Source organism: Streptomyces sp. NPDC088794 (assembly GCF_044750545.1).
Lineage (GTDB): Bacteria > Actinomycetota > Actinomycetes > Streptomycetales > Streptomycetaceae > Streptomyces.
The window spans coordinates 25854-47397 of the sequence record NZ_JBIVKB010000006.1 but is presented as its reverse complement, the minus strand read 5'-3'; the positions used below and the strand labels follow the sequence as shown (position 1 = coordinate 47397).

22 protein-coding genes are annotated in these 21544 nt (G+C 69.6%); 13 read left to right on the top strand and 9 right to left on the bottom strand.

Annotated elements, in window-relative coordinates; translation table 11 throughout:
• The first annotated feature begins 3 nt into the window (after positions 1-3).
• From nadC to ACIP6U_RS18590, 7 genes are all read left to right on the top strand, one after another.
• The gene (nadC, locus tag ACIP6U_RS18620) at positions 4-993 is read left to right on the top strand and encodes a carboxylating nicotinate-nucleotide diphosphorylase (protein ID WP_401718657.1); all 990 of its coding nucleotides are present in this window, start codon (positions 4-6) and stop codon (positions 991-993) included.
• A 9-nt stretch (positions 994-1002) separates the two neighbouring features.
• Entirely contained in the window at positions 1003-1800 is a 798-nt protein-coding gene (locus tag ACIP6U_RS18615; protein WP_123998592.1) for a type III pantothenate kinase, read from the top strand.
• Positions 1801-2029: 229 nt separating this feature from the next.
• Entirely contained in the window at positions 2030-2668 is a 639-nt protein-coding gene (locus tag ACIP6U_RS18610) for a hypothetical protein (RefSeq protein WP_401719608.1), read from the top strand.
• 54 nt (positions 2669-2722) lie between these two features.
• Entirely contained in the window at positions 2723-2902 is a 180-nt protein-coding gene (locus ACIP6U_RS18605) for a hypothetical protein (protein WP_401718655.1), read from the top strand.
• 147 nt (positions 2903-3049) lie between these two features.
• Entirely contained in the window at positions 3050-3457 is a 408-nt protein-coding gene (locus ACIP6U_RS18600) for a BlaI/MecI/CopY family transcriptional regulator (RefSeq protein WP_401718653.1), read from the top strand.
• A 9-nt stretch (positions 3458-3466) separates the two neighbouring features.
• Positions 3467-4015: an amino-acid N-acetyltransferase gene (locus ACIP6U_RS18595; protein WP_401718650.1), complete on the top strand. Its 549-nt coding sequence runs from the start codon at positions 3467-3469 to the stop codon at positions 4013-4015.
• A 240-nt stretch (positions 4016-4255) separates the two neighbouring features.
• Positions 4256-4591 carry an Lsr2 family protein gene (locus ACIP6U_RS18590; RefSeq protein ID WP_401718648.1) on the top strand — a complete coding sequence of 112 codons (336 nt, stop codon included), beginning with the start codon at positions 4256-4258 and terminating at the stop codon, positions 4589-4591.
• Positions 4592-4628: 37 nt separating this feature from the next.
• On the opposite strand, the gene ACIP6U_RS18585 is transcribed toward ACIP6U_RS18590, so the two are convergent.
• Positions 4629-5258, bottom strand: a complete 630-nt coding sequence (locus tag ACIP6U_RS18585; protein ID WP_401718645.1) for an SCO3374 family protein — start codon at positions 5256-5258, stop codon at positions 4629-4631.
• 440 nt (positions 5259-5698) lie between these two features.
• Between ACIP6U_RS18585 and ACIP6U_RS18580 the strand changes: the two genes are divergently transcribed.
• A complete protein-coding gene (locus tag ACIP6U_RS18580; protein WP_280875617.1) occupies positions 5699-8227 on the top strand; it encodes an ATP-dependent Clp protease ATP-binding subunit in 2529 nt (842 codons plus the stop codon).
• 57 nt (positions 8228-8284) lie between these two features.
• Here ACIP6U_RS18580 and ACIP6U_RS18575 read toward each other — a convergent pair whose 3' ends face one another.
• The 5 genes from ACIP6U_RS18575 to ACIP6U_RS18555 form a co-directional block, all read right to left on the bottom strand.
• Positions 8285-11590, bottom strand: coding sequence for an NACHT domain-containing protein (locus ACIP6U_RS18575; protein ID WP_401718641.1), 3306 nt, complete (start codon positions 11588-11590; stop codon positions 8285-8287).
• Positions 11587-11937 carry a trypco2 family protein gene (locus ACIP6U_RS18570; RefSeq protein WP_401718638.1) on the bottom strand — a complete coding sequence of 117 codons (351 nt, stop codon included), beginning with the start codon at positions 11935-11937 and terminating at the stop codon, positions 11587-11589. The genes ACIP6U_RS18575 and ACIP6U_RS18570 overlap by 4 nt, the downstream gene beginning before the upstream one ends.
• A gap of 105 nt (positions 11938-12042) precedes the next feature.
• On the bottom strand, positions 12043-12660 hold the full coding sequence (locus tag ACIP6U_RS18565; protein WP_401718635.1) for an HAD family acid phosphatase: 618 nt from the start codon (positions 12658-12660) through the stop codon (positions 12043-12045).
• Positions 12661-12771: 111 nt separating this feature from the next.
• On the bottom strand, positions 12772-13269 hold the full coding sequence (locus ACIP6U_RS18560) for a hypothetical protein (RefSeq protein ID WP_401718632.1): 498 nt from the start codon (positions 13267-13269) through the stop codon (positions 12772-12774).
• An 84-nt stretch (positions 13270-13353) separates the two neighbouring features.
• Positions 13354-13521, bottom strand: coding sequence for a hypothetical protein (locus tag ACIP6U_RS18555; protein ID WP_401718630.1), 168 nt, complete (start codon positions 13519-13521; stop codon positions 13354-13356).
• A gap of 371 nt (positions 13522-13892) precedes the next feature.
• Here ACIP6U_RS18555 and ACIP6U_RS18550 point away from each other — a divergent pair, with 371 nt between their 5' ends.
• Positions 13893-14597 carry a M23 family metallopeptidase gene (locus ACIP6U_RS18550; protein WP_401718627.1) on the top strand — a complete coding sequence of 235 codons (705 nt, stop codon included), beginning with the start codon at positions 13893-13895 and terminating at the stop codon, positions 14595-14597.
• Positions 14598-14601: 4 nt separating this feature from the next.
• Here ACIP6U_RS18550 and ACIP6U_RS18545 read toward each other — a convergent pair whose 3' ends face one another.
• Positions 14602-15210: a TetR/AcrR family transcriptional regulator gene (locus ACIP6U_RS18545; RefSeq protein WP_401719605.1), complete on the bottom strand. Its 609-nt coding sequence runs from the start codon at positions 15208-15210 to the stop codon at positions 14602-14604.
• Between the two features lie 191 nt (positions 15211-15401).
• Here ACIP6U_RS18545 and ACIP6U_RS18540 point away from each other — a divergent pair, with 191 nt between their 5' ends.
• The 4 genes from ACIP6U_RS18540 to ACIP6U_RS18525 all read left to right on the top strand — a co-directional run bounded on the left by ACIP6U_RS18540 (position 15402) and on the right by ACIP6U_RS18525 (position 19039).
• Positions 15402-16979: an MDR family MFS transporter gene (locus ACIP6U_RS18540; RefSeq protein WP_401718625.1), complete on the top strand. Its 1578-nt coding sequence runs from the start codon at positions 15402-15404 to the stop codon at positions 16977-16979.
• A 274-nt stretch (positions 16980-17253) separates the two neighbouring features.
• Positions 17254-17676 (top strand): helix-turn-helix transcriptional regulator, encoded by a 423-nt coding sequence (locus ACIP6U_RS18535; protein WP_401719602.1) that lies wholly within the window; start codon positions 17254-17256, stop codon positions 17674-17676.
• A gap of 59 nt (positions 17677-17735) precedes the next feature.
• A complete protein-coding gene (locus ACIP6U_RS18530) occupies positions 17736-18182 on the top strand; it encodes a VOC family protein (RefSeq protein ID WP_401718622.1) in 447 nt (148 codons plus the stop codon).
• Positions 18179-19039 (top strand): class I SAM-dependent methyltransferase, encoded by an 861-nt coding sequence (locus ACIP6U_RS18525; protein WP_401719599.1) that lies wholly within the window; start codon positions 18179-18181, stop codon positions 19037-19039. The genes ACIP6U_RS18530 and ACIP6U_RS18525 overlap by 4 nt, the downstream gene beginning before the upstream one ends.
• A 371-nt stretch (positions 19040-19410) precedes the next feature.
• Here ACIP6U_RS18525 and cseC read toward each other — a convergent pair whose 3' ends face one another.
• Together cseC and cseB are read right to left on the bottom strand one after the other, a co-directional pair.
• Positions 19411-20775 (bottom strand): two-component system sensor histidine kinase CseC, encoded by a 1365-nt coding sequence (gene cseC / locus ACIP6U_RS18520; protein ID WP_401718619.1) that lies wholly within the window; start codon positions 20773-20775, stop codon positions 19411-19413.
• A gap of 17 nt (positions 20776-20792) precedes the next feature.
• On the bottom strand, positions 20793-21497 hold the full coding sequence (gene cseB / locus ACIP6U_RS18515) for a two-component system response regulator CseB (protein WP_401718616.1): 705 nt from the start codon (positions 21495-21497) through the stop codon (positions 20793-20795).
• Between the last annotated feature and the right edge of the window lie 47 nt (positions 21498-21544).

The following is a 21544-nucleotide window of genomic DNA, read 5'->3' as shown; positions in this document are numbered from 1 at the left end:
GACGTGAGCACCCCCGACCTCCCCCTCGCCCCGTCCGGAGGCTGCGGCGACGGCTGCGCCTGCGGTGCCGAGGGCGACGCCAATGACCTGGCCGAGTACATGGAGTGCGGGCTCGACCCCGCGCTCGCGCAGCTCCTGGCCGACGCCGGACTCGACCCCCTTGAGGTCGAGGACATCGCCAACGTGGCCATCCAGGAGGACCTCGACCACGGCGTGGACGTGACCACGGTCGCCACCATCCCCGAGGACGCGGTCGCCACCGCCGACTTCACCGCGCGCGAGGAGGGCGTCGTGGCGGGCCTCAGGGTCGCCGAGGCGGTGCTGTCCGTGGTGTGCACGGACGAGTTCGAGGTCGAGCGGCACGTCGAGGACGGCGACCGGGTGGGGGCCGGGCAGCGGCTGCTGTCGGTCACCACGCGCACGCGCGACCTGCTCACCGCCGAGCGCAGCGCGCTGAACCTGCTGTGCCGCATGTCGGGCGTCGCGACCCACACGCGCGCGTGGGCGGACGCGCTGGAGGGCACCAAGGCGCGGGTGCGCGACACCCGCAAGACGACACCGGGACTGCGCGCCCTGGAGAAGTACGCGGTCCGCTGCGGCGGGGGCGTCAACCACCGGATGTCGCTGTCCGACGCGGCGCTCGTCAAGGACAACCACGTGGTCGCCGCGGGCGGGGTCGCGCAGGCCTTCGAGGCGGTGCGGGAGGCGTTCCCCGAGGTGCCGATCGAGGTCGAGGTCGACACGCTGCACCAGTTGCGCGAGGTCGTCGACGCGGGCGCGGACCTGATCCTGCTGGACAACTTCACGCCCGGCGAGTGCGAGGAGGCGGTGGGCATCGTGAACGGCCGCGCCGTCCTGGAGGCGTCGGGCCGGCTCACCCTGGAGAACGCGAAGTCGTACGCGGACACCGGCGTGGACTACCTGGCCGTGGGGGCCCTGACCCACTCCTCGCCGATCCTGGACATCGGCCTGGACCTGCGAGCGGCGGAGTAGGAACCGGCCATGCTGCTGACCATCGACGTAGGGAACACGCACACGGTCCTCGGCCTGTTCGACGGAGAGGACATCGTCGAGCACTGGCGGATCTCCACGGACGCGCGCCGCACGGCCGACGAGCTGGCGGTGCTGTTGCAGGGCCTGATGGGCATGCACCCGCTGCTCGGGGACGAGCTCGGCGACGGCATCGACGGCATCGCCATCTGCGCGACCGTCCCCTCCGTCCTGCACGAGCTGCGCGAGGTGACGCGGCGCTACTACGGCGACGTGCCCGCGGTCCTCGTCGAGCCGGGTGTGAAGACGGGCGTGCCGATCCTCACCGACAACCCCAAGGAGGTCGGCGCGGACCGGATCATCAACTCGGTCGCGGCCGTCGAGCTCTACGGCGGTCCGGCGATCGTCGTCGACTTCGGCACGGCGACGACGTTCGACGCGGTCAGCGCGCGCGGGGAGTACGTCGGCGGTGTCATCGCCCCCGGCATCGAGATCTCCGTCGAGGCACTCGGCGTCCGCGGCGCCCAGCTCCGCAAGATCGAGGTCGCCCGGCCGCGCAGCGTGATCGGCAAGAACACCGTCGAGGCGATGCAGTCCGGCATCATCTACGGCTTCGCCGGCCAGGTCGACGGCGTCGTCACCCGCATGGCCCGCGAACTCGCCACCGACCCCGACGACGTGACGGTGATCGCCACCGGCGGCCTCGCCCCGATGGTCCTGGGCGAGGCCTCGGTGATCGACGAGCACGAACCCTGGCTGACGCTGGTGGGACTGCGCCTGGTCTACGAGCGGAACGTGTCCCGGATGTGACGACGGCGCCGCCGGGTCCCTGGCAGGGGGCTTGGCGGGCGGGTCGCGGTGCGGGCGGGCGTCCCGCGCACGCGGCGCGTCGAGCCGGCGGGTGCCCCGCGCGCGCCGCCGTGTGTTCCGGCTGATCAACCGGGTGGCTCCCGCACGCCACACCGTCCCCCTATGTCGAGTTTGTCTGATTAGCGCGTACCGTCGGCGCATGCCCACGCCATACGGATCCCGCGGCGGCATGGCGTTTGGTGTGGAGGAGCTGCGTGTGCTCCGCCGCGCTCTCGCCCTCGCCCTTCGCCCCAGCCCCGCCTCGGCCGAGGACGTCCAAGACTGCCTCCGCCTGGCCGAGTCCCTCGACGAGGCATTGCGTGAGGGGGCCCGGCTGCGCGCCTTCCTGGTGGCGGACCTGGGTCGCTACCGCGCCGCGCTGCCCGGCACCGTCGCCGGATACCTCGCCCTTCTGGAGGAGGCGCTGGGGTCCGGATACCGCCCGGAACCCGACGACCTCGCGGCCCTGCGCGCCCTGCGGGGCAATCCGGTCGCCGCCGCGCTCCTGGACCGCTGCCAGACGCTCGCGGAACAGGACGTACGCGCCCGTCTGGCGCGTCGCGCGATCCGTCCGGCTGCTCCGGTCGTCCCCGTCTCCCGCACGCGCCTCACGGCCCTGCCCGGCGGTCTCTCGGGCGCGGTCGGCGAGGCGGCGGACGGGGATCCCCGGAAGCGGCCCGCGGAGAAGCCCGCCGCCCCGAAGCCGGCGCCCGCTCCGGCGGCCCCGAAGCCGAACCGGCCCATCCCCACCCCGGGCGAGGTCTTCCCGCGCCGCAAACCGACCCCGCCGAGCACGGCGACCCCGCCCCGGGAACTCGCGGCGGGCTGACCGCACCCGGACCCCCCGCCCGGCCGCCGCACGCCCCGTGGCTACCCTGGAGGCATGGACTACGTCTCCGCGCTCGTGCCGCCCATCGTGATGGCCGTGTTCTTCATCGGCGTGATCAGGGTGATCGTGAAGACCCAGGGCGGGGCCAACAAGGCCAAGGAGGACGCCGCCGTGGACGCCGTCCTCGCGCGCGCGGAGGGTGCCCGGCAGACCTCCGCCAAGGGCGACGGCTGAGCGGTTCGCCCAAGGGCGCCCTCATCGGCGTACGACTCGCTGGTTTTTCGAGTCGTACGCCCTTTTTGTTGTCGTTTGCCGGTGAAGCGCACGTCCGGCACGCCAATGCGGTGATCTCCCACTATTGTGCGAGCTGTGCCTCGCCCATTGGGAGAACTCGAAGACTCGGTCATGACGCGGGTGTGGAAGTGGAACCGCCCGGTGACCGTTCGGGAAGTCCTGGAAGACCTTCAGCAGGAACGGTCCATCGCGTACACCACCGTGATGACCGTTTTGGACAATCTCCATCAGAAGGGTTGGGTGCGGCGTGAGGCCGAAGGCCGGGCCTATCGATATGAGGCGGTCTCCACGCGGGCCGCGTACGCCGCTGCCCTGATGAACGACGCGTGGGCGCAGAGTGACAACCCCGCCGCCGCTCTCGTCGCGTTCTTCGGCATGATGAGCGACGAACAGCGACATGCTCTGCGCGACGCCGTACGCATGGTCCAGGGACCGGAAACGCGGGAACAGGAAGAGGCGAACCCCGGCGCCGCGCCGGGTGACGGCGGGCGATAGCGTCCGCTCATGTCAGCAGTGAGCCCCGAAGGCCCCGAAGTCAGCGCTAAAGCCATCACCGTCCGGCGGGCCCGTACCAGCGATGTCCCGGCCGTGCGCCAGCTCCTTGACGCGTACGTCCGTGACCGCATCCTGCTCGACAAAGCGACGGTGACGCTTTACGAGGACATCCAGGAGTTCTGGGTCGCCGAACGGGATGCCGACTCAAGCGCCGAGGTGGTCGGCTGCGGCGCACTGCATGTGATGTGGGAAGACCTCGCGGAAGTCCGTACTCTCGCGGTGAAGGACGGCCTCAAGGGTGCCGGTGTCGGGCATCAGTTGCTGGAGAAGTTGCTGGAGACCGCGCGCTGGCTCGGCGTTCGTCGCGTTTTCTGCCTGACCTTCGAAGTGGACTTCTTCGGCAAGCACGGCTTCGTCGAGATCGGTGAGACGCCTGTCGACACGGATGTCTACGCAGAGCTGATGCGTTCCTATGACGAGGGCGTCGCCGAGTTCCTCGGACTCGAACGAGTGAAACCGAACACCTTGGGCAACAGCCGGATGCTTCTGCATCTGTGAGGATCTGTGATCGCCGATCACCAGGCTGTATTCCGCGCGACCCCTGCCCAGGTTCCCTATGTCCGAAACGCGCATGTTTCCGGACCGGACCGGGTCGACCGGTCTCTCCCGGGGGTTTGTGTTTTTCCAGCAAAAGCGGTTTGCTTTCCGACGTACTGCAGTACTGCATATAACAAGGGACGGCGAAACGGCAGACGCCGCAGAGCCACGGCCCTCAAGTTATGGATGAAAGGAAATCCGGTGGCACAGAAGGTTCAGGTCCTTCTTGTCGACGACCTCGACGGCGGCGAGGCGGACGAGACCGTCACGTTCGCGCTGGACGGCAAGACGTACGAGATCGATCTCACGACTGCCAATGCGGACAAGCTTCGCGGCCTTCTCGACCCTTACGTGAAGGGCGGTCGGCGTACCGGAGGCCGCGCTTCGGGCGGGCGCGGAAAGGCGCGTGCCACGACGGGCGGCAGCCAGGACACCGCACAGATCCGCGCGTGGGCGAAGGAGAACGGCTTCGAGGTCAACGACCGTGGCCGCGTCCCCGCGTCCATCCGTGAGGCCTACGAGAAGGCCAACGCCTGACCGTGGGCATTACCGTCCCGAAAGCCCGCTCGCGGGCCTAGGGAAAGGACAGCGGCTCCGCGCACGCGCGCCGCAGCCGCAGCCGGTGGCATTGCGTCGCCACCGTGTCCACCAGTCGTACGAGATCGGGGGCGCCCCCAAGGCCCCCCACGGCCGACAGTGTCGGCAGCGAGGCCTCGACCTCGCACCCCGGCTCGGGGGGCCGCAACCATACGGCGGCCCCCTGCAGGGTGTCCGCGCGGACCGGAACCCGCCCGGGCAGCAGCGGCGCGTCCATCCGGCCGCCCTCGCCGATCGCGGTGAGATCGAGCGCCAGCGCGCGCCACTCCAGCCAGTCCAGCAGCCCCGGCAGCTCCTCCGCGCCGCCCGCGGCCACCAGCAGCCGCATCCGATCGCCCAGGACGGCCACCGGAGAGCCCGGCGCGAGATGCCGCAGCGCCGCCCGGCCCGCCTCGGCCGGCACGTCCAGGACGTCGAAACGCTCGCCCGCGCGCAGGCGCAGCGGAGAACCGGCGCCGGTGGGGTCCGGGGGCAGCGTCGGCCAGCCCAGCTCGACCTCGTACCACCGGCGGAGCCGCTCGTCCGGATCGAGGGGGCGGCGCGGGGCCGGGACCCTGGTGCCGACCGCGGTGAGCGGGAGAGTGAGCGAGGGGTCGCTGCCAACCATGACAAGCGCAACCGTCCGAAGAGGCCGCGAGTTACGCTGGGTGTTCCAGTAATTGCACAGCGTGTCGAAAAGGGGGCGTGCGGGGGTGCGGCGAGGTGCAAGGGTGTTCGCCCATAGCGGAGGGAACCGGTGCGCGCGGCATGGAGTGTCCGTTCGCACGGGTAAGACATCCCTAGTGAGAGGGGGCGACACGCAGGACGGGGCGTCTCACGTTCGCCATCGGCGTACTGATGGTGGGGGTAACTGTCTGGCCTGCGGGAACATCGTCTCGCACCATCGAGTTGGAGCAGATGTCGGCGTTCGGGGTCAGGAGGCAGTGCTGGTTCTCGGTCCGGTGTCGGCAGTTGGAATGAGCGGTCCCCGCTTGCGGGACTAAGCTGCGGAAGGACAGGGAGGGGAAGTTCCCCCCACTGCCTGACCGCTCTGAGGAGCGATTAACGATGTTCGAGAGGTTCACCGACCGCGCGCGGCGGGTTGTCGTCCTGGCTCAGGAAGAAGCCCGGATGCTCAACCACAACTACATCGGCACCGAGCACATCCTCCTGGGTCTGATCCACGAGGGTGAGGGTGTCGCCGCCAAGGCCCTTGAGAGCCTCGGGATTTCGCTCGAGGCGGTCCGCCAGCAGGTGGAGGAGATCATCGGCCAGGGCCAGCAGGCCCCGTCCGGGCACATCCCCTTCACCCCTCGTGCCAAGAAGGTCCTGGAGCTGTCGCTCCGCGAGGCCCTTCAGCTGGGCCACAACTACATCGGCACGGAGCACATCCTGCTCGGCCTGATCCGTGAGGGCGAGGGCGTCGCCGCCCAGGTCCTGGTCAAGCTGGGTGCCGACCTCAACCGGGTGCGGCAGCAGGTCATCCAGCTGCTCTCCGGCTACCAGGGCAAGGAGACCGCCGGCGCCAGTGGCGGTCCTGCCGAGGGCACGCCCTCCACGTCCCTGGTCCTCGACCAGTTCGGCCGGAACCTCACCCAGGCCGCTCGTGAGTCCAAGCTCGACCCGGTCATCGGGCGCGAGAAGGAGATCGAGCGGGTCATGCAGGTGCTGTCCCGCCGTACGAAGAACAACCCGGTCCTGATCGGTGAGCCCGGCGTCGGCAAGACCGCCGTCGTCGAGGGGCTCGCCCAGGCCATCGTCAAGGGCGAGGTGCCCGAGACCCTCAAGGACAAGCACCTCTACACCCTCGACCTCGGCGCACTGGTCGCCGGCTCCCGCTACCGCGGTGACTTCGAGGAGCGCCTGAAGAAGGTGCTCAAGGAGATCCGCACCCGCGGCGACATCATCCTGTTCATCGACGAGCTGCACACGCTGGTCGGTGCGGGTGCCGCCGAGGGCGCCATCGACGCGGCTTCGATCCTGAAGCCCATGCTGGCCCGCGGTGAGCTGCAGACCATCGGCGCCACCACGCTCGACGAGTACCGCAAGCACCTGGAGAAGGACGCCGCTCTCGAGCGCCGTTTCCAGCCCATCCAGGTCGCCGAGCCCTCGCTGCCGCACACGATCGAGATCCTCAAGGGTCTGCGTGACCGGTACGAGGCCCATCACCGTGTCTCCATCACGGACGAGGCGCTGGTCCAGGCCGCCACCCTGGCCGACCGGTACATCTCGGACCGCTTCCTGCCGGACAAGGCGATCGACCTGATCGACGAGGCCGGCTCCCGGATGCGCATCCGCCGGATGACCGCGCCGCCGGACCTGCGCGAGTTCGACGAGAAGATCGCGGGCGTGCGCCGCGACAAGGAGTCCGCGATCGACTCGCAGGACTTCGAGAAGGCCGCCTCCCTCCGCGACAAGGAGAAGCAGCTCCTGGCCGCCAAGGCCAAGCGGGAGAAGGAGTGGAAGGCCGGCGACATGGACGTCGTCGCCGAGGTCGACGGCGAGCTGATCGCCGAGGTCCTCGCGACCGCCACCGGCATCCCGGTCTTCAAGCTGACCGAGGAGGAGTCCTCGCGTCTGCTGCGCATGGAGGACGAGCTCCACAAGCGGGTCATCGGCCAGAAGGACGCCGTCAAGGCGCTCTCGAAGGCGATCCGTCGTACGCGTGCCGGTCTGAAGGACCCGAAGCGTCCCGGTGGTTCGTTCATCTTCGCCGGCCCGTCCGGTGTCGGTAAGACCGAGCTGTCCAAGGCGCTGGCGGAGTTCCTCTTCGGTGACGAGGACGCGCTGATCTCCCTCGACATGTCGGAGTTCAGCGAGAAGCACACGGTCTCGCGGCTCTTCGGTTCGCCCCCCGGTTACGTGGGCTACGAAGAGGGCGGCCAGCTGACGGAGAAGGTGCGGCGCAAGCCGTTCTCGGTGGTCCTCTTCGACGAGGTCGAGAAGGCCCACCCGGACATCTTCAACTCGCTGCTGCAGATCCTGGAGGACGGTCGCCTGACCGACTCCCAGGGCCGGGTCGTGGACTTCAAGAACACGGTCATCATCATGACGACCAACCTCGGCACCCGGGACATCTCCAAGGGCTTCAACCTGGGCTTCGCGGCCACGGGTGACACGAAGTCGAACTACGAGCGCATGAAGAACAAGGTCTCGGACGAGCTCAAGCAGCACTTCCGGCCCGAGTTCCTCAACCGCGTCGACGACGTCGTCGTCTTCCCGCAGCTCACCCAGGCCGACATCCTCGCGATCGTCGACCTGATGGTGGCCAAGGTGGACGAGCGCCTCAAGGACCGGGACATGGGCATCGAGCTCTCCCAGTCCGCCAAGGAGCTGCTGTCGACCAAGGGCTACGACCAGGTGCTGGGTGCGCGTCCGCTGCGGCGCACCATCCAGCGCGAGATCGAGGACACGCTCTCGGAGAAGATCCTCTTCGGCGAGCTGCGCCCCGGTCACATCGTGGTCGTGGACACCGAGGGCGAGGGCGAGGCCAAGATCTTCACCTTCCGGGGTGAGGAGAAGTCGGCACTGCCGGACGTTCCGCCGATCGAGCAGGCGGCGGGCGGGGCTGGGCCCAACCTGAGCAAGGAGGCGTAGCCCTTCCGGGGGTTCGCCGAATGAGGGGCCGGTGCCTTTGGGGCGCCGGCCCCTTTCTCATGGGCTGGGGTGCGCCGGCTGGCCGTTGATCTCGATGGTCAGGTCGGGGTGGTCCTGGAGCGGGGACAGGTCCAGTGCGGTGCCTGGGGCGCATTCGATGCTGAGTCGGGTGAGCGAGGGGAACAGCTGGGCCAGGTCCGTCGCGGAGCTGGCGCGGTCGATGCCTCTGAGGGTGAGATCGCGGATTCCTGGTAGAGGACCGAGGTCCCAGGATCTGCGCGGCAGTGTCGCGAACCTGAAGCCGACCCTGAAGTCGAGATTGCTGAGTGAAGGGGCCTTGGCGGCTGCCAGTAGCAGCGCGGGCACGTTGCAGTCGCCTTGCACGACGAGTTCACGCAGAGAGGGCCACTGGGAAAGGTCGTTGATCATCATCTCCGAGTGGCCGATCACCGTGAGCCGTTCGACCGTCGGGTGCCTTGAGGGAATGGGGATGTTGCTGTCGAGCGGGGGGCCCGCCAGCGAGAGTTCGGTCAGCCGGTCCAGCCGTTCCAGAGAGACCAGTTCGGACTTGGACATCTCTTGGAGTTCCACGCTGAGCGAGGTGAGCGGCAGGCCTTCGAGTGCGGACAGTGTCCTGACTCTGGGGCACACACTGAGCTGCAGAGAGGTCAGTCCGGACAGCCCGCGGACGAAGGAGAGGTCGTCCAGCAGTGAGTTGTCGATGACGTAGAGCCCTCTGATACCAGTACGCGGCAGGAGATCGGCCAGGTCGGCACCGCTGACGGCCATGTCGGCCATGACCGTGCCGATGGGACCGCAGTAGTGCAATGCCGAGACCATGGCGGGGGTGGTCACGATGACCTGCTCGTCCTCAAGGGGCATATGGGCGAGAACTTCTCGGGCGTAGTCCTCTGTGGGAAAGCGCGGCCATGTGTTCTGGAGCATGCCTCGGACAGAGCGGGAAGTATGCGTGGCGTACCGCCGAAGCAGCGGCAAGGACGCAGGGTCGCCGACCTCGCGGACGAGGTTGACGATCCGTAGGGCTTGAGCCTCGTCCAATCCCTCCGGGCCCGGGATCAGCGGAAGCACGTACGACCCAAGGGACGCCAGCGCAGCGGTGCCCGCGGCATCCAGCGGCCGTAGCAACCCCCGCACCCGCTCAGCCACCTCCTCCCGTACCTCCTCCTCCAGCACCACCGCGCTCAGCGCGCAACGGGCCGCCAGCACATGGATGTTGGCGCGCAACCCCCGGTCCTCGGTGCCGTCGCCCTTCTCGATCAGTTGCTCTATCAGGCGGCGGACCTCGCCCCGGTGGCAGTGGCCGACGGCCAGGAGGATGATGTCCTGCCATTCCTCCTCGCCCGCGTGCTGGAGCAGCTCGCCCAGGCCGTCGCTCTCCTGGAGTTCCTTCGCCGCCAGGTAGTCCTGGAAGGTGCGGTGGATGAACTGGATGGCCGTCTCGTTGCGCTCCTGGAGCAGTCCGCTGCGGTTGAGGAGATGGGTGAGGACGGCCTCGGCGGAACCCTGCTCCCGCACCTGGGGCATGCTCCGCATGGCCAGTGCGATCTGGTGTTCCGCCTGGGCGTGGTTGAACTCGGTGTTCCCGCTGCGGGCCAGCCAGGCCGCGATGCGTTGAAGCAACTGCTGGTGTTCCTCGACTCCCAGGACTATGCCCTCGGGCGCGCCGACCCGGCGCAGGGTGTCGCGGCCGCCGAGCAGCATGGTGAGCGAGGCGTGGTAGAGGGACCAGCGGGTCTCCGGCAGGAATCCTCTGCGGCGGCGGTGGAGGGCGCAGACCACGGCCGCGAGGAGCGGGGTGCGGGAGAGGTGGAGGAGGGTCGGGTTGCGCTCCAACTCCGTTGTCAGCGCCCGTTCCAGGGTGTGCAGGTGCTCCTCCTCCACGGCCGCCCGATGGGTGTCGCGGAGGCCGGCGCATTCCAGGCGCGCGGCCGCGTGCCAGGCGCGGGAGAAGGCCAGGACGTCCTCGTCGCGCATGGGGAGCAGCCGGAGTTCCTCGAAGTCCTCCGAGCCGAGCCAGTCGGTGGCCACCGCCAGCGGTCGTACGGTGACCAGGCACCGGTTGTGCGGATACGCCGCCAGGAGATCGGACAGACGGCGGCGGGCCTCCTCCCGGTCGGCGGGCGGCACTTCGTCCATGCCGTCGACGAGGAGAAGCGCGCGTCCCGCTGCCAGGACGCGGCCGGTCCAGCCGTCGGGGAGTTCGTCGATCTGGAGCTCGGCGACCGTGGCCAGTTCGGGGAGCCGGGGGAAGGCCTTGCCCCGGGCCAGCAGGCTGCGCATGGGGATCACGAAGGGCACCAGGTCGTTCAGTTCGGCGAGTTCGTGATCGAGGGCGCCACAGGCGGCATGGGAGGCGAGCCACCACACCAGCGTGGTCTTGCCGGCGCCGGCCTCGCCGCGCAGGACGGTTCGAGGGCGGTCGGCGAGCAGGTCGTTGATCCGGCGCGGTACGGACACGGCCTGGGGCAGGGGGGCGTTCTCCCGAGCCTCCCGGGTCTCCCGAGTCTCCCGGGCCTCCGTGGCGGAGATCGCCTCCAGGCTCAAGTACGCCGTGTCCAGGTCCCAGTTGGTCTCGGTGGTGCCCAGTTCGTCGAGCCCGAAGATCTCGATCTTGCGGTATCGGGTCTTCAGGGCGCGCGCGTACTGGCGCTCGAACCGCTCGTCCTGGAAGTGGGAGCCCGGCCCGACCGTCTCCAACACCGGGGGGACGTGACCCGGTTCGCTGCCCATCACCTGGCGGGGGAAGTCCGGGGCCTGGAGGATGCGGTCCACGGGGGTCGCCTCGATGCGGCGGTGGTCGCGCTTGTCCGGGACCTGGGTCACTATGCCGATCAGGACGGCGCCGGCGAACAGGGGCGCCCCGGACAGTCCGGCGAACGGTGATTCGCCCGGCTTCGGGGCGGCCACCGGGGCCCGGTCGAACTCGCACACCAGCGTCGATCGGATCCGCCCGGCCATGGGCAGCACGGTTCCGGTGAGCTGGTCGTACTCCAACTGGTCGTCCGGGCCGAACCGTTGGACCTGCGGGAAGCCGACGATCTGGCAGCCGGGCAGCGGATCGGAGGCGCCGACGGCTCCCCAGCGCAGTCTCGCCAGTGCCCAGCGGTCCGGGGCGACCAGCTCCTCGCCGGTGAGCAGCAGGGCGACGTCGGTCTCCTCGTCGCGCCACACCACCCGGCTGGGCAGGGGCTGTTCGCTCTCCGGGTGGACCGTGCGGATCCACTCCTTGTTCCGCAGCACGTGCGCGCTGGTCAGCACGAGGCGTGGGGTCAGCATGACTCCGCTGCCCTGCGATCCGGCCAGCACCACCACGGACCGCTCGACGGCCGAACGCAGTATCACGGCGTGGTGGGCGCACCACGGCCGAACGCGTCGACGCTGCCCTCCGTCTCGTTGCGCACCTTCCAGGGCGCGCCCGTGCGCGCGTCCCGTGCCCGCAGGGTGAAGGACACCTTGTGCGTACGGCTGTTGGCGCGCGTGGTGTCCGCGCCCGCGTCGACGACCCAGGCCAGCACCTTGGCGTGGGCCTTGTTCTCCTTGCGGAACTCGACGGTGAACTCCATCTGGATGTCGCCCACTTCGAAGACGACGTCGTGTCCCGTGGAGCGCCGGGCCGCGGTGAGCAGCTCGTCGCGGATGGTCTGTACGGCGTCCGCGAGTTCGACGCGCGGCGGCTCTGTGGCGCTCATGGAATCCCCCTCGGCCCGTCGACTCGGTGGGGCCGGTACCCGAAAGTACCGGCCCCGCAGGAGACGCGCCCGGCGATCAGCCCAACTGGGGGTCCGGGGCGGGAGTCAGGACAACTGGCCGTCGTAGTCCGGGAGTTTGTACGTCTTCTCGGCGTGGCCGCCCGAGAGGTCGGTGGCGCTGTTGCCGACGTTCGCGATGATCGTGTAGCCCTTGCTCTCGATGTCGACGCGCTGGGCGGTCTTGTAGGCGGCGACGTCCTTGAAGAGGTCGAAGAGGCCGCGGACGTAGAGGCCGGAGACCTCGTAGCCGTCGTGCTCGAGGTTGTACTCGGTGGGCAGGTAGATGATGCCCGGGCGGGCGGTGACGAAGAACAGCGAGACGCCGTGCTCCTGGGCGTACTCCGCGACGTCCAGGACGGGCTTGTTGGCCGGCTGCGGCCAGCTGAAGCCGAAGTCGGTCTCCAGGGTGGTGTTGTCGATGTCGAAGACGATCGCCTGCTTCTCGCCCGGCTTCGCGGCGGCGATACGCTGCTTCAGGTAGGGCAGGGCCTGGTCCATGACCGCCCGGCAGTCCGTCTGCCAGGTCGCGTAGTCGACGTCCTCGGCGGCGGCGGTGCTGGTGGTGCTCGTCGCCGCGTCGGCGGGGGCCGCCAGCGCCACGAGGGCGGAGACGGAGACGGCGGCGGTGGCCAGGCGGCGCGCCCAGGGGCGTCTTGTTGTCATGGGGGTCCTCTCACTCACGTCCGGATGCCGGTGTCTGGTGCATGGTGCGGGGCGAGGGTGGCGCGAGGGGAACCGTAGGGTTACTGGACGGTAGTTTGCTAGGGGTGTGCGTCACATTGTGCGGCGGTCGGGATTCAGGGCGATGGTGTCCGGGAGCCGATCCGCTTTCAGGAGGCGGCAGTTGGGGGGAGTCGTCACGCGGCGCAGGGTTGGGTGGGCTGCCAGAGGGGCCAGGTCGAGTTCGGTGCCGGAGAGCACCCGTAAGGACACCGTCCGAGGGAATGCCGTCACTGCCGACCCGAGTCGCGCCGCCGACGCGTCGCCTGTCAGGGAGACGTGGTGGATGTTCTCCAGGCGGATCCCTTTGGACGCGAGGCCGGTGACCTCCGCCGGGCCGAGCCTCAGCGTGCTGAGCAGGTTCAGCTCGTTCAGCACGTCCAGGTCCTGGATGCCCGGCAGGTCCATCAGCCCCACTGATTCCAGGGGCAGTTGCTTCAGCGGGGCGAAGGACATCAGGTTCCCGCAGCTCTGCAGGTAGAGCACCTTCAGCATGTCGTCCAGGTCCAGATCGCCGAGGGCGAGGAGGGTGCGGCGCAGGGCGTCCGCCACCGCCTCCAGCTCCGCGGTGTCCAGCAGCGCCTTCCGGGTCTCGCGGGCCGCGCGCTCGACCAGCTCCCGGACCAGTTTGCGCAGCTACCGCTGGCCGAGGGTGCGCCGCTCGCCCCGGAAGGACACCAGCGCCGAGACGCGTACGGGCTTGTCGACCAGGCCGGCGCCCGGGCCCTCCCGTAGGAAGAGCTTCTTCACCAGTGGGCCGATCAGGCTGGACGCGAGCCTGGTGCCGATGACCGTCGGATCCACTCGGCCTCCCCCTGAGCCTTGTCGATGGGACAGCAGAGTAGTCCCCGTCACATTCCCAAGGGCCTTGATCTTGTGGGTCGGTGACATGCCGCACAGGCGATTTGTCCGTTACTGCCTGGGGTAGTAGATGGCCCGATCTGGGCAAAAAGGACTTTTGTCCCGGAACCTTGTGGCGGGTTCGTCCGTCGTGGGTGGATTCATTCCCGATGGTGGTTGTGTCAAGGAGTCGGAAGTTTTGGGATGAAGTACTAGCTTCCGTCGTAGATCTTGGGTTTTGGGGTCCGTGGGGGTCGGGGTTACCAAGGGACGGTCCATCCGGCGGCCGTCCGTGTGCCGGGTGGCTTTTCTGTCCCCGTCCCCATGAGGTTTCGATGTCTTCGCGCGTCCCGTTCCGCTCCGCCCGTACGTCCACGCTCCGCACCCGCGCGGCCGTCCTGACCGCCGGTCTCGGTGTGTCGGTCGCGCTGGGTGCCGGGGTCGCGGTCGCCGCCGACGCCACCTCCGTGGTGAGCACCTCCGCCGCCGCGAGCGGTGTCGAGGCGCAGGCCGCCGCGCAGGCGAAGGCCGCCAAGGCCGCCGCGAGCGCCAAGGCGACCGCCGCGAAGAAGACCGCCGCCAAGAAGGCCGCGGTGCGGAAGGCCGCCGCCAAGAAGGCCGTCTCCTGGGTCGCGCCGGTGAAGAGCTACACGCTCTCCGCGACCTTCGCCCAGGCCGGCGGCATGTGGCAGTCCACACACAGCGGCCAGGACTTCGCCGTCGCCAGCGGCACCGACGTCCGCGCCGCGCACGGCGGCACGGTCGTCAAGGCCGGCTCGAACGGTGCCGGCGACGGAGCCGCGTACGGCAACGCCATCGTCATCAAGCACGCCAACGGCACGTACTCGCAGTACGCCCACCTGTCGCGGATCGACGTCAAGGTCGGCCAGGTCGTCGCCACCGGGCAGCACATAGCCCGGTCCGGCAACACCGGTAACTCCAGTGGTCCGCACCTGCACTTCGAGATCCGTACGACCGCCAACTACGGCTCGGCGATCGACCCCGTCAAGTTCCTGCGCGCCAAGGGCCTGACCGTCTGACCGTCTAGGACGGTTCCGCGGCGGCCTTCATGCCCTGGTGGGCCTGGGTCACCATGTCGGTCGCGACCTCCAGGACGGCCTTGCGCTTCTCCTCGGGGGTCGCGTCCAGGTCCTGGATGAAGAACATCCCGGCGTGCAGGGTGAAGATCGCGCTGACGCTGCGGATCTGGTCGACCAGGGCCGCGTCCGGGTCCACGATGATCTCGCGCAGGCCCTGCATACGGTCCTTGAAGGTCTCGCCGACCCGCAGTTCGCGCACGGCCGCCTGGTTCTCCTGCATGAAGCGGAACAGCGGTGCCGCACCGGCCAGGATCTCGCTGTACCGCCGTACGATCTCCTGCTTCGTCTCCAGCGTGTGCGGCTGCTGCTTGCCCCACTCGGTCAGGTCGAGGATCGGCTGCGTCAGATCGTCGAAGATGCTGACGAGGATCTCTTCCTTGGTCTTGAAGTGGTAGTAGAGGGCCGCCTTGGTGACGTCGAGGCTCTCGGCGATCTCGCGGAGCGAGGTCTTCTCGTACCCCTGCTCGGCGAAGAGTTCGAGCGCGACGTCCTGGATGCGCTGGCGGGTGTTGCCGCGGCGCTGCTGCTTCGTGCCGTCCATGGTGCCAACCATCCTCGCGGTCATCGGGGCCCCTGAAAACTTACCTGGCGGCCGGTACCTAACTTACTTGCCGCCCGACTAGAAAACTTACTTGACGCCCGGCTAGTTCCCGGTCTACCTTCCTGCAGTGTAGTCAACTAGCCGGGCGGCAAGTAAGTAGCCGGCCGGGGGGATGTACAGGGAAGTACAGGGGAGTGACGACAATGGCGGACACACAGACGGTGGACGTGGACACGGGCAAACAGCCGCGCAGCGTACGGGTCGTGCTGCTGGCGCTCATGATCACCATGATGCTGGCGATGCTCGACAACATGATCGTGGGCACCGCGATGCCGACGATCGTCGGCGAACTCGGCGGCCTGGAGCATCTCTCCTGGGTGGTGACGGCGTACACGCTCGCGACCGCCGCCTCGACCCCGGTCTGGGGCAAGCTCGGCGACATGTACGGCCGCAAGGCCACCTTCATGACCTCGATCGTGATCTTCCTGATCGGCTCCGCGCTCAGCGGCATGGCCCAGAACATGGGCGAGCTGATCGGCTTCCGGGCCATCCAGGGTCTGGGCGCCGGCGGTCTGATGGTCGGCGTCATGGCGATCATCGGTGACCTGATCCCGCCGCGGGAACGCGGCAAGTACCAGGGCATGATGGCCGGCGTCATGGCGCTCGCGATGATCGGCGGTCCGCTGGTCGGCGGCACCATCACCGACAACTGGGGCTGGCGCTGGTCCTTCTACATCAACCTGCCGCTCGGCGTGTTCGCGCTCGGCCTGATCAGCGTCGTGCTGCACCTGCCGAAGAAGCGGTCCAAGGCGGGCATCGACTACCTCGGTGTCATCCTGCTGACCGTCGGCATCACCTCCACCGTCCTCGTCACCACCTGGGGCGGCTCCGAGTACGCCTGGTCCTCCGCGCGGATCATGGAGCTCATCGGGATCGGCGTGGTCTCGCTGGTCGGGTTCGTGTACTGGCAGACCAAGGCCGCCGAGCCGGTCGTGCCGCTGCACATCTTCCGCAGCCGCAACTTCACCCTGATGTCGATCATCGGCTTCATCACCGGCTTCGTGATGTTCGGCGCGACGCTCTTCCTGCCGCTGTACCAGCAGTCCGTGCAGGGCGCGTCCGCGACCAACTCCGGGCTGCTGCTCCTGCCGATGCTCGGCGCGATGCTGGTCACCTCGATGGTGGCGGGGCGTGTGACCACCAACACCGGCAAGTACAAGGTGTTCCCGATCGTCGGCAGCGCCTCGATGATCGTCGGGCTGTACCTGCTGTCCACGATGGACACCGACACCTCGCGCTTCATGTCCGGTGTGTTCATGGCGGTCGTCGGACTCGGCATGGGCTGCCTGATGCAGATCACCATGCTGGTCGCGCAGAACAGCGTCGAGATGAAGGACATGGGCGTCGCGTCCTCCTCGACCACCCTGTTCCGTACGCTCGGCTCCTCCTTCGGTGTCGCGATCATGGGTGCCCTGTTCAACAACCGGGTCCAGGACGTCATGTCCGAGCGGGCCGGCGCGCTGGGCTCCAAGGTCACCGAGCAGTCGGCGCAGCTGGACGCGGCGAGCCTGGCGAAGCTGCCCGCCGCCGCGCGGGAGGCCTACCAGCACGCGGTCTCCGCGGGCGTCCACTCCGCGTTCCTGCTGGGCGCGATCGTGGCGGTGGCCGCGCTGGTGGCGGCGGTGTTCGTCCAGGAGGTCACGCTCCGCGGAGCGGGGCCGGCTGCGCCCAAGCCCGGCGAGGAAGGGTCGGCCCCGGCGCCGCTCGTCGAGGCCGTCTGAAAGTCACAGTGAGCCGAAGGTCCCCCGGTTGGTGTCCGCCCCGGGGGGCCTTCTTCGTGTTCGGGGGCGGTTCGGTGTGTTCGGGTACGTCGTCGTGTTCGGGTACGTCTTCGTGTTCGGGTGCGGCGCCGTTGCCGGGGGCTGTGCCCCCGGGCCCCCCTTCGGCCCGGAGGGCCTCGTCCTCGAACTCCCCCAGAGGGGGCACCCCCAGACGGGCCGATGTGAGCGAGGTCTGATTGTCAGTGGCCCGTGCCACCATCGCCGTATGGACAAAATGCGGCAGTTGCGGCTGGCCAAGGACGCGATGGACCGTGACTGGGCCGACGCGGAACTGGACCTGGTCGCGGTGGCCGCGCATGCCGGGTACTCGCGGTACCACTTCATCCGCGCCTTCAAGGAGGCGTACGGGGAGACGCCGGGCCAGTACCTCACGCACCGGCGGATCGATCGGGCCGAGGATCTGCTGCGCACCGCGAATCTGTCGGTGACCGAGATCTGCAACCTGGTCGGCTTCAGCAGTCTGGGCACGTTCTCGACCCGGTTCAAGGCGTGGACCGGGCTGGCCCCCACGGAGTACCGCGCCAAGCACGTGGGTCGTGGGGCCGCGCTCATACCGGGGTGCTACGCCATGCTCTGGGCCGGTGGCTTCAGAAGCGGCCCCGGCGGGGAGCGGCGCAATTCTGGAGAAGCGGGCTGACTCCGCCGCTGCCTACGGTGACGGAGCAGGAAGACAGTCACCGTCGGCAGGAGCACACCGTGATCAAGGGACTCAAGATCTCGACCGTCTGGGTTCTCGACCAGGACCGGGCCAAGGAGTTCTACACCCAGAAGCTGGGCCTTGAGGTCCGGTCGGACATCACGATGGGCGAGGGCGGCATGCGCTGGCTCACCGTCGGTGCCGAGAACCAGCCGGACGTCGATCTCACGCTGATGGTGCCGGGACCGCCCGCGATGGACCCGGAGTCCGCCGAGATGGTCCGCAAGCTCGTGGCCAAGGGAGTCCTCGGCGCGGGCGCGCTGACGACGGACGACATCCACGGGGACTGCAAGAAGCTCAAGGACCGGGGCGTGGAGTTCCTCCAGGAGCCGCAGGAGCGTCCGTACGGCATCGAAGCGGTGTTCCGCGACGACTCAGGCAACTGGTTCTCCTTCACCCAGCCCCGCGAGGGTGACCTCGACCTGTCGAAGGACTGGGCGTGCTGAGCGACGCCACCGAACAGGGACACGCCGGCGCCGACCACACCGCCGTGCGGACCGCCCTGTGGCGGGCCCTGCACGTCCGGGCCGACGCGGCGCCGCACGTGCTGGAGGACGAGCTCGGGCTGCGGCTCGCGGATCCCGGTGACGACTGGCGGGACCGTCCCGACATGGACGAGCGGGCCACGCGGCGGGTCCGGGCGTCGATCGTGGCGCGGGCCCGGTTCGTCGAGGACCTGGTGGTGGAGCGGGCGGGGGAGGGCGTGGACCAGTACGTCGTCCTCGGGGCGGGGCTGGACACGTTCGCCCAGCGCCGGCCCGATGTCGCCGCCCGGCTGCGGGTGTTCGAGGTCGACCGGCCCGGACCGCAGGCCTTCAAGCGGCGGCGACTGGAGGCGCTCGGCCTCGGCGTGCCGGACTGGCTGCGGCTCGTGCCGGTCGACTTCGAGGGCGACTGGTGGGGGCGGCTGCTCGACGCCGGGCTCGACCCCGGCCGGCCCGCGGTGGTGGCCTCCGCCGGCGTCACGATGTACCTCACCCCGGAGGCCATCAAGGCGACCTTCGCCCTTGTCGCCGGCCTGGCCCCCGGATCGACGCTGGTCTCGACCTTCCTCCGGCCCGTCGAGGACGTCGAGCCGGAGGAACAGCCCCAGCTCAGGGCGGCGATGAAGGGCGCGCGGGCCGCGGGCACGCCCTTCCAGACCTTCTTCCGCCCCGAGCAGATCCTCGCCCTGGCCCGAGAGACCGGCTTCCGAACGGCCCGGCACGTGTCGGCGGAGGAACTGGCGGAGCGGTACTTCACGGGGCGGACGGACGGGGTGCGGCCTTCTCGGGGGGAGGAGTTGGTGGTGGCGGGGGTGTGAGGGGCGGGGGCGCGGGGGGTGCGGGCGTGCTGAGGGAGGTCGGGGTGGGGGTCGGCGAAGGGGGGTCGGCTCGTCTGGTCCTGCCTCGCGGGGCCGGTGAGGGCTGTCGGCCGATGTCCGTCAGCCGGTCCCGCCTCGCGGAGCCGTGGAAGGCGTGAGGGCTGCCGCACCACGATGCCGGCCCGTTCTGGTCCGGCCTCGCGGAGCCGCGGGCGCCAGGGGTGAGTGCTGTCGGGGCTGTGTCCGTCTGTCCGGTCCGGCCTCGTCCAGCTACGGTCCGCCTGGTTCGGCCCGGGGCCGTGGGAGAGGTCGGCTTCCTCGTACAGCCCCCTCGCCGACCACCCTCTCCGCCGAACCCCCGGAGGGCACCGCTACGGCAGCATCGGATAGCTGCCCGTGTTCGTCGGCGCGTGTTCCGGCAGCCACAGCACCGCTACCGCGCCCTCGGACGGGACGTGGTCCGGGGCGCCGGGTGGGCGGATGTTGCGGAAGGTGAGGCGGGCGCCCATGACGCGGGCCTGGCCGGTGGCGATGGTCAGACCCAGGCCGTGGCCGTGGCCCGCGCGGTCCGTGCTGCCGGTGCGGAAGCGGCTGGGGCCGTCCGCGAGGAGGTCGGCCGGGAAGCCGGGCCCGTGGTCGCGGACGCGGATCACGCGGCCCTCGACGGTGACCTCGATCGGCGGCTTGCCGTGCCGCGCGGCGTTGGCCAGCAGGTTGAACAGCACGCGCTCCAGGCGGCGCGGGTCGGTGGTGACCAGCGACTCGTGCACCACCCGCACCTCGATGTCCGGGTCCTTCGCCGCCACCCGCCGGGCCACGAACTCGCCCAGCACGATGTCCTGCAACTCGGCCCGCTCGGAGGCCCCGTCGAGGCGGGCCACCTCCAGGACGTCCTCGACCAGCGTGCGCATCGCCTTCGCGCGGTCCAGGACCAGCTCCGTGGGGCGGCCCGGAGGCAGCAGTTCCGCCGCGGTGAGCAGTCCCGTCACCGGCGTACGCAATTCGTGCGCGATGTCCGCCGTCACCCGGCGCTCCGCCTCAAGACGCTGCTGGAGCGTGTCCGCCATGGCGTCCACCGCGCGCGCGAGGTCGTCGGTCTCGTCGCGCACCACCCCGCCGATGGCGTCCCGCACCCGTACGTCCGTCTCGCCCCTGGCCACCCGGTTCGCCGCGGCGGCCGCCTTGCGCAGCCGGCGCGACAGCTGCCCCCCGATCAGCACACCGAGTGCGCTGCCGCCGAGGACCACCGCGATGGAGCCGATGACGAGGGCCTGGTCGAGGTCCTTGAGGATGTCCGTGCTGCGGTCGGTGAACCCGGTGTGCAGGGACAGCACATGCCCGTCGTTGACCGGCACCGCGGCCCAGATGTCCGGCACGCCGTTCGCCAGGTCCGTCACGTACGTCGCCCGCCGGCCCTCCGCGACCTTCTCGCGCAGCGCCGACGGCAGATCCGGGTCGTCGATCCGCACGTTCGGGAAGTTCAGCCGGTTGGACAGCTCGTAGCTGCGCTGCGCGATCCGCACCCGCTCGGCGGCGAGGTCGCGCGCGTTGTCCAGCATCGACACCCGGGCCGCGTTGTGCACGACCAGGCTCAGCGCGATCGCCACCAGCGCGCCGACCAGCGCGATCGCCGCGCTCAGTTTCCAGCGCAGGCCGGTGCGGATGCCGCCCGCGCCACTGCCCGGGCCGCCGTTCGCGTCGCCGCCCGTCCCCGGGTTCCGGAAGATCCCCCGCATGTCCCTGACGTCCCCGCTCAGGCCTTCAACTTGTAGCCGAAGCCACGGACCGTCTCGATCCGGTCCTGGCCGATCTTCGTCCGCAGCCGCTGCACATGGACGTCCACGACCCGGGTGTCGCCGCCCCAGCCGTAGTCCCACACGCGCTCAAGGAGCTTGTCGCGCGAGAGGACCGTGCCCGGCGCCGAGGAGAACTCCAGCAGCAGCCGCATCTCGGTCGGCGTCAGCGCCACCGTCTCGCCGGACCGGCGCACCTCCATGCCCTCGGTGTCGATCTCCAGCTCACCGAAGGTCAGCACCCCGCCGGCCACCTCGGCGGGCGCCTCCTCGGCCTTGTCGCCGCCGCTCGCGTGCCCGAACCTGCGCAGCACCGCCCGGATCCGCGCCACCAGCACGGCACCGTCGAACGGCTTGGTCACGTAGTCGTCCGCGCCCGCCTCCAGGCCCAGCACCACGTCGATCGAGTCCGCCCGCGCGGACAGCATGATCACCGGCACGGTCGACTCGTCGCGGATCCGGCGGCACAGGCTCACACCGTCCAGACCCGGCACCATGACGTCGAGGAGTGCGATGTCGGGGCGCTTGGCCCGGAACGCCTCCAGGCCCGACAGCCCGTCGGGCATGGCGGTGACCTCGAAGCCGTCCCGCTCCAGAGCGAGCTGGGTGGCCTCACGGATGACGTCGTCGTCCTCCACGAACAGGACGTGGGTCTGGTCTGCCATCCCGGTGTTCTCAGCTCTCGTTTCGGTTGGTGGCGCAGGCGTGCGGC

Bases quoted from the DNA above. Each gene is read 5' to 3' on its own strand.
- ACIP6U_RS18570 (WP_401718638.1), bottom strand. From the start codon at position 11,937: ATGAGCGCCACAGAGCCGCCGCGCGTCGAACTCGCGGACGCCGTACAG.
- ACIP6U_RS18595 (WP_401718650.1), top strand. From the start codon at position 3,467: ATGTCAGCAGTGAGCCCCGAAGGCCCCGAAGTCAGCGCTAAAGCCATC.
- cseB (WP_401718616.1), bottom strand. From the start codon at position 21,497: ATGGCAGACCAGACCCACGTCCTGTTCGTGGAGGACGACGACGTCATC.
- ACIP6U_RS18580 (WP_280875617.1), top strand. From the start codon at position 5,699: ATGTTCGAGAGGTTCACCGACCGCGCGCGGCGGGTTGTCGTCCTGGCT.
- ACIP6U_RS18540 (WP_401718625.1), top strand. From the start codon at position 15,402: ATGGCGGACACACAGACGGTGGACGTGGACACGGGCAAACAGCCGCGC.
- ACIP6U_RS18585 (WP_401718645.1), bottom strand. From the start codon at position 5,258: ATGGTTGGCAGCGACCCCTCGCTCACTCTCCCGCTCACCGCGGTCGGC.
- ACIP6U_RS18535 (WP_401719602.1), top strand. From the start codon at position 17,254: ATGCGGCAGTTGCGGCTGGCCAAGGACGCGATGGACCGTGACTGGGCC.
- ACIP6U_RS18565 (WP_401718635.1), bottom strand. From the start codon at position 12,660: ATGACAACAAGACGCCCCTGGGCGCGCCGCCTGGCCACCGCCGCCGTC.
- ACIP6U_RS18545 (WP_401719605.1), bottom strand. From the start codon at position 15,210: ATGGTTGGCACCATGGACGGCACGAAGCAGCAGCGCCGCGGCAACACC.
- ACIP6U_RS18550 (WP_401718627.1), top strand. From the start codon at position 13,893: ATGTCTTCGCGCGTCCCGTTCCGCTCCGCCCGTACGTCCACGCTCCGC.
- ACIP6U_RS18615 (WP_123998592.1), top strand. From the start codon at position 1,003: ATGCTGCTGACCATCGACGTAGGGAACACGCACACGGTCCTCGGCCTG.
- ACIP6U_RS18610 (WP_401719608.1), top strand. From the start codon at position 2,030: ATGGCGTTTGGTGTGGAGGAGCTGCGTGTGCTCCGCCGCGCTCTCGCC.
- cseC (WP_401718619.1), bottom strand. From the start codon at position 20,775: ATGCGGGGGATCTTCCGGAACCCGGGGACGGGCGGCGACGCGAACGGC.
- ACIP6U_RS18605 (WP_401718655.1), top strand. From the start codon at position 2,723: ATGGACTACGTCTCCGCGCTCGTGCCGCCCATCGTGATGGCCGTGTTC.